Source organism: Promicromonospora sp. NFX87 (assembly GCF_048564965.1).
Classification (GTDB): Bacteria; Actinomycetota; Actinomycetes; order Actinomycetales; family Cellulomonadaceae; genus Promicromonospora.
Map to the genome: position 1 here is coordinate 767,386 of NZ_CP183413.1, position 17,972 is coordinate 785,357.

The 17,972-nt window shown below is 73.4% G+C and carries 11 protein-coding genes; 7 read left to right on the forward strand and 4 right to left on the reverse strand.

Annotation, left to right across the window (positions count from 1 at the left end; genetic code table 11):
* Positions 1 to 40 precede the first annotated feature (40 nt).
* The 3 genes from ACNYC2_RS03520 to ACNYC2_RS03530 form a co-directional block, all read right to left on the reverse strand.
* Complete coding sequence (locus ACNYC2_RS03520; RefSeq protein ID WP_419705709.1) at positions 41 to 1,456, reverse strand: maltokinase N-terminal cap-like domain-containing protein; 1,416 nt, start codon at positions 1,454 to 1,456, stop codon at positions 41 to 43.
* Entirely contained in the window at positions 1,453 to 3,207 is a 1,755-nt protein-coding gene (treS, locus tag ACNYC2_RS03525) for a maltose alpha-D-glucosyltransferase (protein WP_419707767.1), read from the reverse strand. The genes ACNYC2_RS03520 and treS overlap by 4 nt, the downstream gene beginning before the upstream one ends.
* 104 nt (positions 3,208 to 3,311) lie before the next feature.
* Positions 3,312 to 5,417, reverse strand: a complete 2,106-nt coding sequence (locus tag ACNYC2_RS03530; protein ID WP_419705710.1) for an alpha-1,4-glucan--maltose-1-phosphate maltosyltransferase — start codon at positions 5,415 to 5,417, stop codon at positions 3,312 to 3,314.
* Positions 5,418 to 5,609: 192 nt separating this feature from the next.
* Here ACNYC2_RS03530 and glgP point away from each other — a divergent pair, with 192 nt between their 5' ends.
* Both glgP and ACNYC2_RS03540 read left to right on the forward strand, forming a co-directional pair.
* Positions 5,610 to 8,186 carry an alpha-glucan family phosphorylase gene (gene glgP / locus ACNYC2_RS03535; RefSeq protein ID WP_419705711.1) on the forward strand — a complete coding sequence of 859 codons (2,577 nt, stop codon included), beginning with the start codon at positions 5,610 to 5,612 and terminating at the stop codon, positions 8,184 to 8,186.
* A 79-nt stretch (positions 8,187 to 8,265) separates the two neighbouring features.
* Complete coding sequence (locus ACNYC2_RS03540; protein WP_377223772.1) at positions 8,266 to 8,463, forward strand: ferredoxin; 198 nt, start codon at positions 8,266 to 8,268, stop codon at positions 8,461 to 8,463.
* Here ACNYC2_RS03540 and ACNYC2_RS03545 read toward each other — a convergent pair.
* Positions 8,438 to 8,740, reverse strand: a complete 303-nt coding sequence (locus ACNYC2_RS03545; protein WP_419705712.1) for a DUF6725 family protein — start codon at positions 8,738 to 8,740, stop codon at positions 8,438 to 8,440. The two genes, ACNYC2_RS03540 and ACNYC2_RS03545, sit on opposite strands and share 26 nt — an antisense overlap.
* 139 nt (positions 8,741 to 8,879) lie before the next feature.
* Here ACNYC2_RS03545 and fdxA point away from each other — a divergent pair, with 139 nt between their 5' ends.
* From fdxA to ACNYC2_RS03570, 5 genes are all read left to right on the forward strand, one after another.
* Positions 8,880 to 9,197, forward strand: a complete 318-nt coding sequence (gene fdxA / locus ACNYC2_RS03550) for a ferredoxin (protein WP_020017584.1) — start codon at positions 8,880 to 8,882, stop codon at positions 9,195 to 9,197.
* An 11-nt stretch (positions 9,198 to 9,208) separates the two neighbouring features.
* A complete protein-coding gene (dapC, locus tag ACNYC2_RS03555; protein WP_419705713.1) occupies positions 9,209 to 10,327 on the forward strand; it encodes a succinyldiaminopimelate transaminase in 1,119 nt (372 codons plus the stop codon).
* 124 nt (positions 10,328 to 10,451) lie between these two features.
* The gene (locus ACNYC2_RS03560) at positions 10,452 to 11,759 is read left to right on the forward strand and encodes a citrate synthase (RefSeq protein WP_419705714.1); all 1,308 of its coding nucleotides are present in this window, start codon (positions 10,452 to 10,454) and stop codon (positions 11,757 to 11,759) included.
* Positions 11,760 to 11,893: 134 nt separating this feature from the next.
* A complete protein-coding gene (locus ACNYC2_RS03565; protein WP_419705715.1) occupies positions 11,894 to 15,166 on the forward strand; it encodes a hypothetical protein in 3,273 nt (1,090 codons plus the stop codon).
* Positions 15,166 to 17,970: an FtsX-like permease family protein gene (locus ACNYC2_RS03570; protein WP_419705716.1), complete on the forward strand. Its 2,805-nt coding sequence runs from the start codon at positions 15,166 to 15,168 to the stop codon at positions 17,968 to 17,970. Before ACNYC2_RS03565 ends, ACNYC2_RS03570 begins: the two co-directional genes overlap by 1 nt.
* Positions 17,971 to 17,972: the final 2 nt, after the last annotated feature.

Consider the following 17,972-nt stretch of genomic DNA (forward strand, 5'->3'; position numbering starts at 1 on the left):
GGGGAGGAGGTGACGTGCGACACGTCCGGGCTGGTAGGGGTCACGAAGCGAGGACGCGTTCCACAGCGGTCAGCGGGATGTGCATCCACGCGGGCCGGTGCCGGAACTCGTAGACCACCTCGTACAGCGCCTTGTCCAGGACGAGCGCGCGCAGCAGCAGCTCGGCGTCGGCGACGGAGAGCTCGCTGCCCGACGCCGTCGCGCCGCTGGCCTGCCGGTACCCCTCCAGAAAGCTGATCTGGGCGTGCCCCACCCAGTGCGGGTCGGTCGCCTGCCCGACGGCGGCCGCGTAGTCGAGCGAGCGGAGCAGCCCGGCGACGTCGCGCAGCGGCAGGTCGGGCGCCACACGTTCGGACACGGGACGCTGCGGCTCGCCCTCGAAGTCGAGCACCTTCCAGCCGTCCGGCGAGTAGAGCGCCTGGCCGAGGTGCAGGTCGCCATGGATGGACTGCAGGGGTACGAGCCCGCCGGTGCGCTCGACGGCGGCGGACAGGCGCTCGCTCACGGCGTCGAACAGTGCGGCGACGCCCGCGCGGTGCGGGGCCAGGTCCGGTACGTCGGCGAACGCCTCGGCGGCGCGCCGCCGCAGCACGCCCATGAAGCTCGCGGGCTCGAGCCCGGGGCCAGGGCCGAGCGCCTCGAGCAGCACCGCGTGCAGCTGTGCGACGACGGCCCCGAGCTCAGCGGCCCGCTCCCCGAAGTCCTCGTCGCGCGAGGCGTACGCGCAGGCGAGCTCGAAGCCGTCGGTGGCGTCGGTGACCAGCTCGGAGAGCACGGCGAGGTGGGCGAGCGGCTCGGCGTCGAGGTCGTCCGGTACGGGCAGCGGGACGGCGCCGAGGTACCGGGGGACGCCGTCCCAGCCGGCCCAGGTCAGGGCCTCCGGGATCACGACGTCGGGATGTGGGCCCAGCGCGACGGTCCGGAGGATCTTGAGCATCCCGCCGCGACCACCGTGCGCGGACAGCGCGGGAAGCATCACCGAGGTGTTCGACTGCTCGCCGGAGATGCGTCTCGCGCCGGCCATCTCCGCGCAGTCCGCCGGCTCGCAGGCCTCGGGGAGGGCGGTCGTGAGATAGGCGTGCCAGGCGGTGGGGTGGGCTCCGCCATCGTGCACCGTCGCGGTGCCCGACGCCGTGGTCACCGTGCCGATCAGTCCCGCCGCCTCGGTCTCTGCGGTGTCGGCCTCGGGCTCCGCGGTGGGGGTCAGGACCAGCGGGACCTGGATCACCAGCGAGTCGGATCCCGCGGCGAGGCCGGGGCCGGCCAGCCGCAGGAGGGCGACGACGACGTCGGCGACCCCCGGGAAGGTGACGGTGAGCCAGGGCTCGTGCGTGACCCCCTCGGCGGGTACCGGGTACCAGCGCTGCTGGGGCAGCCACGTATCGAGCAGCCGCAGCACCTCCGGGGGGAGGTGCGCGGCCCCGGGGGAGACGTGGACGAGTCGCGCCGCGCTCACACCGCTCCCGCCTGTCCTGCCGGCTCGGCCGATCCGGCGCGCGCCGGCGGGGCCAGCACCAGCCAGTAGAAGTCGCGCGCACCCCAGGTCATGGTGAGGATCCCGTCGTCGCCGACGCTCGGGAACCCGGCCCCGCCGAACACGTCGGTGAGCGTCCAGCCGGCGTACCCGGGCAGCTTGATGGTGGACGAGCGCGCCGTGGCGGACAGGTTGGCGGCCACCAGGATGGTCTCCTCGGCGGAGGACCTGGTGAACGCGATGACCGACTCGTCGTTGCAGTCGAGCGCCGTGAAGTCGCCCGTCCCGAACGTGGGGTGCAGGCGCCGGAACGCCAGCATGTTGTGCATCCAGTGCAGCAGCGACGTCGGCTGCGCGAGCTGCGCCTCGACGTTCGTGTGCTGGTAGTGGTGCACGAGCGACTGGACGAGCGGCAGGTAGAGCTTGCCCGGGTCCGCCGTGGAGAACCCGGCGTTGCGGTCCGGCGTCCACTGCATGGGGGTGCGTACCGCGTCGCGGTCGGGCAGCCAGATGTTGTCGCCCATGCCGATCTCGTCGCCGTAGTAGAGGCACGGCGTGCCCGGCATGGACAGGAGCAGCGCGTTGGCCAGCTCCATCTCCTTGCGGGAGTTGTCCAGCAGCGGGGCCAGCCGCCGCCGGATCCCCACGTTGGCCCGCATCCGCGGGTCGGGGGCGTACCAGCCGTACATGCTGGCGCGCTCCTCCGTGGACACCATCTCCAGGGTGAGCTCGTCGTGGTTGCGCAGGAACGTGCTCCACTGCCCGCCCGCCGGGATGGCCGGCGTGTCCGCGAGGATCTCCAGCAGCTGGCGGGCCCGCTGGTCGCGGATCGCGTAGAAGATCCGCGGCATCACGGGGAAGTGGAAGCACATGTGGCACTCGGGCTCGTCGTCCGTGCCGAAGTACTCGACCACGTCCGCGGGCCACTGGTTGGCCTCGGCCAGCAGGATGCGGCCCGGGAACTCCGTGTCCACCATGCGCCGCACCTTGCGCAGGAACGCGTGCGTCTCGGGCAGGTTCTCGCAGTTGGTGCCCTCCGCCTCGAACAGGTACGGCACGGCGTCCAGCCGGAAGCCGTCCACGCCCAGCTGCAGCCAGAACCGCGCGACGTCGAGCATCGCCTCGACCACGCGTGGGTTCTCGAAGTTCAGGTCGGGCTGGTGGCTGAAGAACCGGTGCCAGAAGTACTGCCGACGCACGGGGTCGAACGTCCAGTTCGACGTCTCGGTGTCCACGAAGATGATGCGCGCGCCCTCGTAGCGCGTGGGGTCGTCGCCCCACACGTAGAAGTCGCCGTACGGGCCCTCCGGGTCGGCGCGTGAGGCCTGGAACCACGGGTGGGCGTCGCTGGTGTGGTTCATGACCAGGTCGATCACCACGCGGATGCCGCGCTCGTGCGCGGCGGCGATCAGGTCGCTGAAGTCCGAGATGGTGCCGAACTGCGGCGAGACGGCCGTGAAGTCCGCGACGTCGTACCCGCCGTCGCGCAGCGGCGACGGGAAGAACGGCGGCAGCCACAGGCAGTCGATGCCCAGCCACTCCAGGTAGTCGAGCCGCTCCACGAGGCCGCGCAGGTCGCCCGCGCCGTTGTCCTCCGAGTCCGAGAACGACCGGATCATCACCTCGTAGAAGACTGCCTTCTTGTACCACTCGGGGTCGTGCGTCAGGCCCTTGCGCCGGGCGTCCAGGCGCGGCTGCCGCCGCGGTGGCAGGGCCTGGACGGGCACGGGCATCACCGGCGGGTTCGGCATGCTGGGCCGTTCGGGCTGTGCGCCCTCGGCCCCGAGCGGATAACCCTCTGGCGGCCCGACGGCGGGACCACCCGATCCGAAGGTCGTCATGCCGGACCCACCTGGAGGACGTGTGCCACGCGGACCTGCGGGTCGAGCCGGACCCAGGGATGGGCTCCCCAGCCGTAGCTCTCGCCGGACAACAGGTCGTGTGCCACGAAGAAGGGTGCACTGTCGTCGCCCTCGGGAGCACTGAGGCCGAGGGCGGAAAGGTTCAGGTCCACTACAGACTCCTGTGCGTTCCGGGGGTCCAGGTTCAGCACGACCACGACCACGTCGTCGTGCCGCGGGGCACGCCGATCGTTGCCCCCTGCACTCATGGTGCGGCCCTGGGGCTTCGCTGTCGCGCGCGGGAGACGATCAGCGGGGATCCGGCGCGAGAACGCCACCACGTTGCTGTTCGTCGTCGGATGGATCGTCAGGTTTCGTAGCTGCTGGAGCGCGGGGTGCGCCCGGCGGATCTCGTTGAGCTTGCCCAGCAGCAGCGCGATCCCGTACTCGTCGGCGCGCTCCCAGTCCCTGGGCCGGTACTCGTACTTCTCGTTGTCTATCTGCTCCTCGGCGCCGGGCCGCGGCGTGCTCTCCACGAGCTCGTAGCCCGAGTAGATGCCCCACGTGGGCGAGCCCGTCGCGGCCAGCACCGCGCGTACGGCGAAGGCCGCGACGCCGCCCTCGCTCAGGTAGGGCGGCAGGATGTCGTGGGTGGTGGGCCAGAAGGACGGGCGCATCACCGACCCCTGCGGCCCGCTGACCTCGGCCAGGTACTCCTCGATCTCCTCCTTCGTGTTGCGCCAGGTGAAGTAGGTGTACGACTGGTGGAACCCGACCCGTGCCAGCGTCTGCATCATCGCCGGCTTGGTGAACGCCTCCGACAGGAAGATGACCTCGGGGTTGGTCGCGTGCACCTCCGCGAGGAGCCACTCCCAGAAGTTGACCGGCTTGGTGTGCGGGTTGTCGATCCGGAACAGGGTGACGCCCCGGTCGATCCACGTGCGGAAGACGTCCAGCATCGCCGCGTAGAGACCCTCGGGGTCGGTGTCGAAGCTGAGCGGGTAGATGTCCTGGTACTTCTTGGGCGGGTTCTCCGCGTAGGCGATGGACCCGTCGGCACGGATCACGAACCACTCGGGGTGCTCGGTGATCCAGGGGTGCTCGGGCGACGCGTTGAGGGCGATGTCGAGCGCCACCTCCAGCCCCTGGGCACGGGCCGCCGAGACGAACGCCTTGAAGTCCCTCTCCGTGCCCAGGTCCGGGTGGATGGCGTCGTGCCCGCCGTCCGCCGACCCGATCGCGTACGGGCTGCCCGGGTCGCCCGGCAGGGCCTCCAGCGAGTTGTTGCGGCCCTTGCGGAACGTGGTGCCGATGGGAGATATGGGCGTCAGGTAGACGACGTCGAAGCCCATCGCCGCGATGGCCGGCAGCCGCTTGGCAGCGGTCCTGAACGTGCCGGACACCCACGTGCCGTCCTTCTTCTGGTACGCCCCCTCCGACCGGGGGAACATCTCGTACCAGGACCCGGCGAGTGCCAGCTGCCGCGACACCCGCAGCGGGTAGGTGTCCGACGCCGAGACCAGCTCGCGCAGGGGCGCGCGCCGCAGGGCCTCGGTGACCTCGGGCGACGTCGCCACCGCGAACCGGGCCTCCGCCGGCCGCGAGGCGTCACCCAGTGCCCGCCGCGCCGCCGTCAGGGCCCGCGCCGCGCGGGTGGTGCGGCCCCGGGCGACCAGCGCGTCGTCCGGCACCAGGCGGCAGATCCGGTCGAACAGCCGAACGCCCTCCGCGAGCATCAGCTCGACGTCGATGCCGGCGGCGATCTTGATCCCCGCGTCGTGCACCCAGGTCGCGTACGGGTCCGACCACCCCTCCACCCGGAACGACCAGTCGCCCTCGGCATCGGGCTGCAGGAAACCGCGGAAACGGTCCAGGCCGGGGGAGACGTCGACCATCGGGGCCCACGAGTGGTCGGTACCGTCCGGGGCGACCAGAACCGCGGTCGCGGCGACGGCGTCGTGCCCCTCACGGAAGACCGTCGCCTCGATCGGGACCACCTCCCCGACCACGGCTTTCGCCGGCCACCGTCCTGCCTCGACGACGGGGGAGACCTCGAGGACGGGGATTCGGCCGATCCGGCCGGGAGTCGAGTACGGGCTCACCGGAACACGCTATCGACCGATACGGGGGACTCGCCTTTCGGGCGCGCCGGGTTTCGAAACTGTCCTGTGGAGGTCCGCGACCGGAGGTCCGCGGCGACGCCATGATGACGCCATGATGACGCCGCGCGGACCGGATCCCATATCCCACCAGGCGAGGTGTGCTCGCTCGGACATGTGCGTAGTCTTCGTCCAGTGAGAGCGATCCGCAGATTCACCGTCCGCACGGTCCTCCCCGAGCAGCTCGCGGCGCTCGACGAGCTGGCCCAGAACCTTCGCTGGTCCTGGCACGCGCCGACGCGCGAGCTGTTCGCGAGCATCGACCCAGAGCTCTGGTCCGACGTCCGGGGCGATCCCGTGGCGCTGCTCGCCGCGCTCGGCTCCGAACGGCTGTCGGCGCTCGCCGCCGACGAGTCGTTCACCGGCCGGGTGCGCGCGGCGTCGGACGACCTCCACCGCTACCTGCGGGACCCGCAGTGGTACCAGCGCCAGGCGTCGGGCGGCGAGCTGCCGCGCGCCATCGCCTACTTCTCGCCGGAGTTCGGCATCACCTCGGTGCTGCCGCAGTACTCGGGCGGCCTCGGCATCCTGGCGGGCGACCACCTGAAGAGCGCCTCCGACATGGGCGTGCCCATCGTCGGCGTGGGCCTGCTGTACGGGGCCGGCTACTTCCGGCAGTCGCTGACCCGTGACGCGTGGCAGGTGGAGACGTACCCGCTGCTCGACCCGGACGGCCTGCCGCTCGCGGTCCTGCGCGAGGAGGACGGCACGCCGGCACTCATCTCGCTCGACCTGCCCGGCGGCCGCAAGCTGCACGCGCACGTCTGGGTCGCCGCCGTCGGCCGCGTGCCGCTGCTGCTGCTCGACTCGAACGTGCCCGAGAACGACGACGCGTCGCGCAAGGTCACCGACCGCCTGTACGGCGGCGGCGGCGAGCACCGCCTGCAGCAGGAGCTGCTGCTCGGCGTGGGCGGCGTGCGTGCGCTGCGTGCCTGGTCGCGCCTCACCGGCGCGCCGGACCCGGAGGTCTACCACACCAACGAGGGCCACGCCGGCTTCCTCGGGGTGGAGCGCATCCGCGAGCTCGTCGGGTCCGGCCTGAGCGTCGGCGAGGCGCACGAGGCGGTACGCGCCGCGACGGTGTTCACCACGCACACGCCCGTCCCCGCCGGCATCGACCGGTTCCCGAAGGACCTGGTCAGCACCTACTTCGGCGGCGACAACGCGATGGACGGCGTGCCGCTGGAGAGCGTCCTGGCGCTCGGCTCCGAGGACTACGACGGCGGCGACCCCACCGTGTTCAACATGGCGGTGATGGGCCTGCGGCTCGGCGGCCGGGCGAACGGCGTCTCGCTGCTGCACGGCCAGGTCTCGCGGGAGATGTTCGAGGGCCTCTGGCCGGGGTTCGACGCGCGGGAGGTGCCGATCAGGTCGGTCACCAACGGCGTGCACTCGCCCACCTGGGTCGCGCCGCGGCTGGCCGCCGTGGAGGCGGAGCGGATGGGGCTGGACCAGATCACGGCGCCCGAGGCGTCGGCCGGCTGGCTCGACCCGGGCAGGGTGTCCGACGCCGAGCTGTGGGCCCTGCGCGGCGAGCTGCGCGGCGAGCTCGTGGCCGAGGCCCGCCGCCGGGTGCGTAAGTCCTGGCGCGAGCGCGGGGCGTCCCCGGCCGAGCTCGGCTGGGTCGACGACATCCTGTCGCCCGACGTGCTCACCATCGGCTTCGCCCGCCGCGTGCCCACCTACAAGCGGCTCACGCTCATGCTGCGCGACCAGGACCGCCTCAAGGCGCTCCTGCTGCACCCCGAGCGGCCCGTGCAGCTCGTCGTGGCGGGCAAGTCGCACCCCGCCGACGACTCGGGCAAGCGGCTCATCCAGCAGCTCGTCCGGTTCGCCGACGACCCCGAGGTGCGGCACCGCATCGTCTTCCTGCCGAACTACGACATCGGCATGGCGCAGTCGCTGTACCCGGGCTGCGACGTCTGGCTGAACAACCCGCTGCGGCCGCTGGAGGCCTCCGGGACCTCCGGCATGAAGAGCGCGCTCAACGGTGGCCTGAACCTCTCGATCGAGGACGGCTGGTGGGCCGAGTGGTACGACGGCGAGAACGGCTGGGGCATCCCGACGGCCGACGGCGTCGAGGACGCCGACCGCCGGGACGACCTGGAGGCCGCCGCGCTGTACGACCTGGTCGAGTCCCAGGTGGCGCCCGCCTTCTACGACCGGACCGATGGCGTGCCGGGCCGCTGGCTCGAGATGGTGCGGCACACGCTGGCCACGCTCGGCCCGAAGGTGCAGGCCACGCGCATGGTCTCCGAGTACGTGCACGGCCTGTACGCCCCGGCCGCCGAGGCCGGCCGGCTGCTCGCCACCGACGGTTTCGCCGCGGCGAAGGACCTGGCGGGCTGGAAGGAGCACGTGCGGAACTCGTGGTCCCAGGTGCGGGTGGACCACGTGGAGTCCGCGGGGATCGGCGAGGCGGTGCAGGTCGGCGACCGGCTCACCGTGCGGGCGTACGTCTCGCTGGGCGCGCTGTCGCCCGACGACGTGGACGTCCAGGTGGTGCACGGCCGGGTCACGGAGGCCGACGTCATCGAGGAGTTCACGACCGAACCGCTCGCGCTCACCGAGTCCTACGAGGCCGGGCGCCACGCGTTCGGCGGCGAGGTGGAGCTGGACACGTCCGGCCCGTTCGGCTACACCGTCCGCATCGTGCCCAAGCACTCGCACCTCACGAGCGTCGCGGAGCTGGGCCTGGTGGCCAACGCCTGATCGGATCGGTTCGCCTGATCCGGGCATCCGCCGGAGCCCGGATTAGGCGAACCGGCCCCCAAGTAGGGAGAGTGTTCCCATGAAGATCAACGTGGACCAGGACGCCTGCTGCGGCGCCGGCCAGTGCGTGCTGCTCGCCCCCGAGGTGTTCGGTCAGGACGAGGACGACCGGGTAGTTCTGCTGGACGAGCGCCCCGGCCCGGAGCTCGACTTCGCCGTGCAGGAGGCAGTGAGCATGTGCCCGACGGGCGTCATCTGGGTGGACCAGAACGCCTGACGGGCCGCGGCGGGACCGGCTTGGCGGTCTCGATGTCGGCGGCCGCGACGGAGACCTCCTCCGGCTCCCCGCGGCCGGGCACCGGATCGGTGCGCAGCCGCAGACCGGCGTCGGACACCTCGACGACAAATCCGATGAGATCTGTCCAGCGGTGCGCCGTCCCGCCGTCGGACACCACGGGGCCTGCCGGCGTGAGCCGGCGCCGCACGACCACCCGGGTGCCGGGCCGGAGCGCGCGCCAGCCGCCCGTCGGAGCCGGTGGTGTAGCGAATGTCACGTAGGTTCCCTTTCCGCTGCGTGAGACCGGTGGGGATCTGAGCGTCTCCCGGGAGATACTAGGATCGCGCCGCCGGGCTCGTTCCGCGGTCCGCATCGTGCATGATCCTCAAGTCCGGAAGTGGAAGGACACCCTCGAAGTGACCTACGTGATCGCTCAGCCATGCGTCGACGTCAAGGACCGGGCATGCATCGAGGAGTGTCCCGTGGACTGCATCTACGAGGGCAGCCGCTCCCTGTACATCCACCCCGACGAGTGCGTGGACTGCGGTGCCTGCGAGCCGGTCTGCCCGGTGGAGGCCATCTACTACGAGGACGACGTCCCCGACGAGTGGAAGGACTACTACCGCGCGAACGTCGAGTTCTTCGACGACCTCGGCTCGCCCGGTGGTGCCGCGAAGATGGGCGTCATCGAGAAGGACGACCCGATGATCGCGGCCCTCCCGCCCCAGGCCTGACGGCCCGCGACATGGGTCTGCACGACCTCTCCGACCTGCCGTACCCCTGGGACTCGATCGCCGGCATCACGGCGACCGCCAAGGCCCACCCGGGCGGTCTGGTCGACCTCTCCATGGGCACGCCCGTGGACCCGACGCCCGAGGTCGTGCGGAACGCGCTGGAGGCGGCCTCCGACGCGCCGGGCTACCCGATGACGGCGGGCACGCCCGCGCTGCGCCAGGCCGTCGCGGACTGGTTCGCCAGACGCCGGGGCGTGCCCGGCCTCGACCCCGTCGCCGTGCTGCCGACCATCGGCTCCAAGGAACTCGTCGGCCTGCTGCCCTCGCTGCTCCGCCTTGGACCGGGCGACGTCGTCGTGCACCCGGCCGTGGCCTATCCGACCTATGTGGCGGGCATCCGCGCGGCGGGTGCCACGCCGCTGGCGACCGACGACGTCGCCGACTGGGCCGGCCGGGACGACGTCCGCATGGTGTGGGTCAACTCTCCGGGAAACCCGACGGGCCGGGTGCTGGACGTCGAGGCCCTGCGTGCCGTGGTGGAGGCGGCGCGCGCCATCGGCGCCGTCGTCGTCTCCGACGAGTGCTACGCCGAGCTGGCGTGGGAGGCGCCCTGGGTCGACGAGGGTGTCCCGTCGATCCTCGACCCTCGCGTGTGTGACGGTTCCCACGACGGGCTGCTCGCGGCGTACTCCCTGTCCAAGCAGTCCAGCATCGCGGGCTACCGGGCGGCGTTCCTCGCGGGCGACGCCGCGCTGATCGCCGGCCTCACGCAGACCCGCAAGCATCTCGGCCTCATCGTGCCCGCTCCGGTCCAGGCAGCGATGACGGCCGCGCTGTCCGACGACGAGCACGTCGCCGCGCAGCGCGAGGTCTACGGCGCCCGGCGTCGGGCGCTGACCGCCGCGGTCGTCGCGGCAGGGCTCGTCGTGGAGGAATCGGGAGCAGGTCTGTACCTCTGGGTGGCGGCGCCGGACGGGCGCACCGGCCTGCGGGTCGCCGAATGGTTCGCGGACCGCGGCATCCTGACCGCGCCCGGCCACCTCTACGGCGACGACGAGCACACGCGAGTGGCGCTGACCGCCACTGACGCGCAGATTGCCGACGCTGTGGCACGCCTCACAGAGGCTTGACCGACGGATTGGAAAAAAAAGAGCAGGGCGCGATACTGTCGTGCCCCAGGTCGACGCTGCCCGTGAATTTCCTTCACCGCAGTTTCACAGCAGCGTCCCTCGTGCGCCATTCAGGAAGGAAGACATGACCTCCACACCGGTGGACGGCTCGAGCCGCGTCGAGCTCGCCGTCAACGGAACCTCTCACACCCTGCCTGTCGTGGCCGCGAGCGAGGGCAACGACGGCATAGTCGTGTCGTCGCTGCTCAAGGACACGGGCCTGGTCACGGTCGATCCGGGCTTCATGAACACGGCGTCGTGCGAGTCGTCGATCACGTACATCGACGGTGACGCGGGCATCCTGCGCTACCGCGGGTACCCGATCGACCAGCTGGCCTCGGGCTCGGGCTTCCTCGAGGTGGCCTACCTGCTCATCTACGGCGAGCTGCCGAGCGCCACGGAGCTGGACTCGTTCACCGAGCGGGTCAACCGCCACACGCTCGTGCACGAGGACTTCCGCACGTTCATGGGCACCTTCCCCCGGAACGCGCACCCGATGGCGGTGCTCGCCTCCGCGGTGAACGCGCTGGGCACGTTCTACCCCGAGTCGCTGGACCCCGCGGACGACGACCAGGTCGACCTGGCCACGGTGCTGCTGCTCGCCAAGACGCGCACCATCACGTCCTACCTGCACCGTCGCCGGGTGGGCGAGCCGCTGCTGTACCCGGACTACTCGCGCGGGTACGTCGAGGACTTCCTGCGCATGACGTTCGCGACGCCGTACGAGGCCTACGAGGCCGACCCGATGGTCGTGGACGCCCTGGAGAAGCTGCTCGTGCTGCACGCGGACCACGAGCAGAACTGCTCGACGTCCACGGTGCGCGTCGTCGGCTCGTCCAACGCGACCCTGTACGCCTCGGTGGCGGCAGGCGTGAACGCCCTGTCCGGTCCGGCGCACGGTGGCGCCAACGAGGCGGTGCTCACCATGCTCGAGAAGATCCGCTCGGGCGGCGAGACCGTCGAGACCTTCATGGACAAGGTCAAGAACAAGCAGGACGGCGTGCGCCTGATGGGCTTCGGCCACCGGGTCTACAAGTCCTACGACCCGCGTGCCGCGATCGTGAAGAAGTCGGCCGACGAGGTGCTCGACAAGCTCGGCGCCAAGGACGAGCTGCTCGACATCGCGCGGGGCCTCGAGGAGATCGCCCTCTCGGACGACTACTTCGTGGAGCGCAAGCTCTACCCGAACGTCGACTTCTACACGGGCCTCATCTACAAGGCGATGGGCTTCGAGCCCGCCATGTTCACGCCGCTGTTCGCGCTGGGCCGCATGCCCGGCTGGATCGCCCAGTGGCGCGAGATGATCAAGGACCCGCAGACGAAGATCGGCCGCCCGCGCCAGGTGTACACGGGCGCCACGGAGCGCCCGTACATCCCGGCCGCAATGCGCTGACCCGCCAGGTACGCCGAAGTAGAGCGTGCGTCCGGACAGACGCTCTACTTCGGCCGTTGGGGCGTGATCAGATCGTTGCCCGGGGCGGCGGTAGTTTTGTAGTTGGTGTCACAGGGCACGGCTAGTTTGGCTCCGTGAGTCGAGCCACCCTCCTTGCCCGCCGGTCCACGGCGCACCGCGGGCTGCTCGCGCTCGTCTGGCTGCTGGTGGCGGTGCTCACGGGTGCCCTCGGCGTGACCGTCGGCTGGACGCAGGCCGCCGCCACCGCCGGTGCCCGCGACGGGCTCGCGGGCGCGGAGCCGTCCGGCCGCGCGCTGCAGCTCGCCACCCGGATGGCGGACGGCGACGCTGCCGACGCGCAGGACGCCACGGTCCAGCAGGCGCTCACGGGCCTGCTCGACGGCGTACCGCACCAGGTCGCCTACGACGTGCGGACCGAGCCGCAGTACACGCGGGACAGCGAGGGGCAGGACCTGGGCCGCTGGTCGGTGGCACTGCTCCCGGCCCCGTCGCGCGCGGAGGCGCTGGCCGGCGCGGGCGCCTCGGGCGTCACCCTGGCGGACGGCGCCTGGCCCGCCGCCCCCGACGAGGCGGCCGTGCAGGCCGACGCCGCGGAGGCCGCGGGCCTGGGCGTCGGCGACACCGTCCGCCTCGGCGTCGACCCCGACGAACCCACCGGTACCGGCACGCCGGTCACCATCACGGCGACCTGGCGGGTCACCGACCCCGACGACGCGGTCTGGCTCGGCGACCCCGCGACGCTCATCGGCTCGGACGGCGCCTACCCCGGCCCGGTGGTGGTGAGCCAGGAGACCTTGGCCGACCTGGACACCGACCCGTTCGCCCGCTGGACGGTGGTGCCCGACGGCGCCACGCTCACCCCCGCGCACCTGCCCGCCCTCGCGGCGCTCGCCGCCGGGATCGAGCGCGGTCTGGGCGAGGACACGGCCGTCGCGCCCCGCGGCCTGACCGTCGCGGGAACGCTCGACACGACGGCCGCCGACCTCGCGGCCGCGCTGGACGCGGCGGACGCCGTCGCCCTGGTGCCGCTCTGCCTGCTGGCCCTGGTGGGCCTGGTCGCGCTGGTGCAGGTGGCGCGGCTGCTGGCCGCCACCCGGGAGGCAGAGGTGGCGCTGCTCGTCTCGCGTGGGGCCGCGCCCGGGACGGTGACGGCGGCCGCCGTCGTCGAGGGCGTGCTGCTGGCGCTGACCGCCGCGGCGGCAGGCGGGACCGCGGCGTGGGCCGCGCTGAGGATCGTTGCGGCGGAGGGCGCCGGGGCCGCTGCCCCCGCGGCCACGCCGGTGGCGGTCGGGCTCGCCGTGGCCGTGGTGGCGGCCGCGACGCTCACGCTGGTCGCGGCGCTGCAGGCGCAGGCGGCGGTGCGGCGACAGGTGACCGACCGCTCGGGGCGCGTGCGCCAGGTGGCCGCGCTGGGCACGGTGGTGCTGACGGTGGCCGCCGCAGCGGTGAGCGTCACCCAGCTGCTGCGCTACGGCTCCCCGCTCCTGACCACCCCCGACGGCGCACGCACCGACCTCACGGCGGCCGCGGCGCCGGCCCTCGCGCTGGCCGCGCTCGCCGTGGCGGCGATGGCCGTGCTCGGTCCCGCCACCCGGCTGTGGGCGGCGCTCGCCGGACGGTCGCGGGGCGTCGTCGGTCCGCTGGCGGCCCGGCAGGTCGCCCGGCGGCTCGTCGTCTACGTGGTGCCGGTGGTCCTGCTCGTGCTCGCTGGCGGCGCGGCGACCCTGGCCGGCGGGTACACCGGTACCGCCGAGCGGCTGCGGGCCGACGTCGACGTGCTCGCCAACGGCGCGGACGTGCGGGTGACGGCACCGGAGAACGGGCGCCTCGACCCGGCGCCGTACCTGCTGGGCGAGCCGGGCACCGATGCCTCGGGCCCGGACGCCGTCGCCGCGGCGCCCGTGCTGGCCACCACCGGTTACTCCGACGGCCGCCCGGTCACGATGCTCGCGCTGCCCGCGGCCGCCCTGCCCGCCGTGATGCGCGCGCCCACCGAGGTGCTCGACGTCGGCCGGACGGCCGGAACCCTGGCCGGCGACCCGTTCGCGACCGCGCCCGCCCTGCCCGACGACGCCCGCGACGTCAGCCTCACCGTGAGCGGCTCGATCCGCCCGCTGACGGGCGTGACCATGCCCGCGGGTGGGCCCTCGCACGAGCTGGAGATGTCGATGGTGCTCGCCGCGTCCGACGGCACCCTCGCGACGCTCGAGCTCGGACAGCTCGCCGAGGGCGACGGGACAGGCAGCACCCTCGGCCCGGACCCGACCACGCACGAGCTGTCCGCCGAGGTGCCTCCGCCCCCGGCGGGCCAGGCATGGCGCGTCGCCGCCCTCGACCTGGACACCCGGCCGGGCTGGTGGCTCGCCGACGCGAGGCTGACCCTCGGCGGGCTCACGGCGGGCGGGAAACCGCTGGAGGTCTCCGGGTGGACACGGTCCGAGACGCTCGACGGCGCCGATGGGCTCGAGCTGAGCACCGACGCGCCGCCCGGCGAGGTCGAGCTCAGCATGCCGCTCGGTGACGGTGCGGCAGGGGCCAGCAGGCTGCGCCTCCTGACCACGCCCGAACCGGCCCCCGTCCCGCTGCTCGTCTCGTCCTCGCTGACGGAGGCGCTGAGCATCGAGCCGGACGACCCGTTCGAGCTGACCCTCGGCGGGACACGTCTGGCGGTCGTGGCCGTCGCGTCATCGGGCACCGTGCCCGGCGCGCTCGAGCCGTACGCCGCCCTGCTCGACAGGGGTGCGCTCGCCGCCGCGCTGGTCCGTGAGGTCAAGGAACCGGTGCTGACGAGCGAGGTCTGGCTGGCCGCGGGGCCGCCCGGCGCCACGGCGCCCGCCGACGCCGTGACCCGCCTGGCCCAGGAGGTGACCGCCGTGGCCGAGGCCACCAGTGCGAGCGTCCGCGACCGCCCGGACGTCACGACGCCCGGCCACGGCACCACGGCCACGGCAGCAGTACCCGTCCGGGTCTCGTTCTGGCTCGCCGCGGCGGGAGCGACAGTGCTCGCTCTCGCGGGAGTGCTCGCCGTCGCCGTGGCGACCCTGCGGCAGCGGCGCGGCGAGGTGATCGTGCTCCGTGCCGTCGGGCTCGGCCCGGCGGCGCAGGCCCGGGCGCGGTCCGCCGAGCTGATCTCCGTCGGCCTGGTGGCGCTCGCGGTGGGCGCCGTCGCAGGCTGGTGGGTCGCCCGGTTCGTGGTCGGCGGCCTGGCGGCCGCGACGCTCACCGGCATCGACGCGGCGCCGCCGGCCCGGTTCGTCCTGGAGACGGCGGGAACTGGCGCGGTGCTGGCCGCCGCGGTGGCCGGACTCGTCCTGGTGGCGGCCGGGGTGGGCGGGCGCGTCGCCGGGCAGGCCCGCGACACCACCTACCGCGAGGAGGTCCGCTGATGGGCGCGCTGTCCGGACTGGGTCTGCTCGCGCGGCGGCAGCTGCGCACGTCCTGGGGCGCCACCGCCACGCTCGGCGTCGTCGCGTTCCTCGCGGCCGGTGTGCTGTCGACCGCGCCGCGCGCCGTCGCCACCATGCACGGGGACCAGGTCGCCTACGAGACGGCGGCGGCCTCCGGCCTCTCCAAGGACGTGATCTCGGTGGTCGGGGCGGTTCCCGGCGAGCCGCCGGGCGGGATGTACTACGTCCCCGGCGAGGAGCCCGCCGAGGGCGCCCCCGCCGAACCCGACTGGTCACCGTTCCTCGCCAACCTCGACGCCGTGCGCGCCGAGGTACCGGAGCCGCTGCGCTCGGCGATGGGCGCACCCGACTTCCATGTGAGCGCGACCGAGCTCGCCTACACGGACCCGGTGCCGGCCTCGGAGCTGGCCGAGGCCAAGATCCTGCTCCGCGCGGCTCCGAACCTGGCGGACCGGGCCGAGCTCGTCGAGGGGAGCTGGCCCGCGGCGACACCGGCCGACGGCAACCGCCCGTTCGAGGTGGCGGTCTCGCGCGCGGTCGCCGACGCCTACGGCTGGGAGCTCGGTGGGGAGTACGGCACGCTCGGCGGATCGGGCGTGGTCGCCCTGGCGGACCGGTACCCGAGCCTGGTCGTGACGGGCATCTTCGAGACCGGCGACCCCGAGGCCGACTACTGGTTGCACAACAGCTTCGGCGCGAACGCCTCCCTGATCAACGACCCGAACCGCGGCCTGCTCGGTACGGCCTCCGTCTATGTCAGCCCGGCGATGATCGTGCCCCTGACCCTGGGGTACGCCGAGACCCGTGTCTGGTACCCGGTCAGCACCGACGACGTGACGGCAGCCGCCGTGCCGGACCTCCTGTCCCAGGTCAACGGGCTCTCGACCAAGGTGATCCCCGTCCCGGCCGGACCCGACGACCCCACGCCGGTCCAGCTGCGGCCCGACAGCCGGCTCAGCGAGATCCTGGACCGCCTGCTCGCGCAGCGGACCGGTGTCGACGCGATAGTCGCGGTCCTCGCCGTCGGACCGCTCGGCGCGACCGTCGCGGTGCTCGCCCTGGGCGCTCGGCTCGTCGTGGACCGGCGCCGTTCGGCCCTCGCCCTGCTGCGCGCCCGCGGAGCGTCAGGGGGCCAGCTCCGCCTGCTCATGGGCGGCGAAGGACTCGTCGTCGGGCTCGGCTCGGCGGCCGTCGGGTTCGGGACGGGGCTCGCCCTCTCGACCGGACTCGGTATGGACGCCCCGGTGACCCTCAGCCAAGTGGGGCTCACCGTCGCGGCGGGGCTCGCCCCGGCGGCCGCTCTCGCGCTCGCCACGTCGCCCGCCGGGCTCCGCGCCACCCGGGCGGACCTCGCGCCCCGCTCCCGCAGCCGCGTGCGCTGGGTGCTCGAGGTGCTCGTCGTCGCGGGCGCGGCGCTGGCGACCTGGCTGCTGCTCTCCCGCGGGGTGGTGGCCGGCTCGGGTGCGGGCTCCGGCGTCGACCCGCTGGTGGCCGCCGCGCCGCTCCTCGTCTCCCTCGCGCTCACCCTGCTCGCCGTGCGCGCCTACCCCTGGATCGCGCTGGCGGTCGAGCGCGCGCTCGCGCCACGCCGCGACCTGGTGCCGTTCCTCGGGGCCGCCCGCGCCACGCGTGACCCGGCCGGCGGGCCCGTGCCTGCGGTGGCGCTGGTGCTCGCCGTGGCGGTCGCCGCGACGTCCGCGGTGCTGTACTCGACGGTCTCCGGCGGCGTCGTCCGCGAGGCCTGGCGCGCGACCGGCGCCGACCTCCGGATCTCCGGCCCGATGATCGACGAGCCGGCGGCCGAGCAGATCGCCGCGCTCGACGGCGTCGAGGTAGTGGTCCCGGTCGGCGCGGTGGGCGACGGCGTGCTGCAGGGCGACGGGGAGTCCCCGCGCGCGGAGATCTACACGGTGGACGCCGCGGCGCTCGCGACGGCCCAGGCCGACGTGGCCGGGGCGCCGGAGACGCTCGGCGAGCTGGCCCGGGCGACCGGCTCCGGCGAGGCGGACGACGCGGTGCCCGTCATCCTCACCCGGTCCGCCGCCGGCCCTGGCGTGAGCCCGGGCAGCACGGGAATCACGCTCGCGACGCCGGAGGGCAGCGTCCCCGTGCGTGTCACCGACGTGGTCGACGAGCTGCCCGGCCTCCCCGCCGGCCGCGCCCTCGTCCTCGTCGACACCGACCGGCTGGCTGCCGCCACCGGCGACACCACCTACCCGCGGCTCGCACTGGTCGGCCTGACCGATGACGCCGACCGCTCAGCGGTCAGAGCCGGTATCACCCGCATGCTCCCGTCGGCGGTGGTGGAGGACCCGGACCACGAGGCCGACGAGATGCTCGCGGCGCCGGTCTCCGGCGGGCTCGTGATCGCGTTCGTGCTGGCCGTGCTGCTCGCGGGCCTGCTCTGCGCGGCGGCCGTGGTGATGACGTTGATGCTCGCCGCGCCCGCCCGCGCCCGGCTGCTCGCCGTGCTGCAGACGCTCGGCCTGTCGCCACGCCAGGGGCGCGGGCTCGTCGGCTGGGAGATCGGGCCGTGGGCGGTGGTGGCGCTTGCGGTGGGCGCTGTGCTCGGCGTGGCGGTGCCGTCGCTCGTGCTGGCCGCGGTCGACGTCACCGCGCTGACGGGCGGTATCGCGCAACCCGGTCCGCAGTACGACCCCCTGCTCCTCGGTGCGGCCGCCGCGGGGTTCGTCGTGGTGGTGCTGGCCGCGGTGGGTGTCGCGGCGGCGCTGAGCCGGCGCGGCGAGGTGGCGGCTCAGCTGCGGATGGGCAGCAATGACTGACA

Coding starts and splice junctions, on each gene's coding strand:
- treS (WP_419707767.1), bottom strand. CDS start 3,207: ATGCCCGTGCCCGTCCAGGCCCTGCCACCGCGGCGGCAGCCGCGCCTG.
- ACNYC2_RS03540 (WP_377223772.1), top strand. CDS start 8,266: ATGAAGATCAACGTGGACCAGGACGCCTGCTGCGGCGCCGGCCAGTGC.
- dapC (WP_419705713.1), top strand. CDS start 9,209: ATGGGTCTGCACGACCTCTCCGACCTGCCGTACCCCTGGGACTCGATC.
- ACNYC2_RS03560 (WP_419705714.1), top strand. CDS start 10,452: ATGACCTCCACACCGGTGGACGGCTCGAGCCGCGTCGAGCTCGCCGTC.
- ACNYC2_RS03570 (WP_419705716.1), top strand. CDS start 15,166: ATGGGCGCGCTGTCCGGACTGGGTCTGCTCGCGCGGCGGCAGCTGCGC.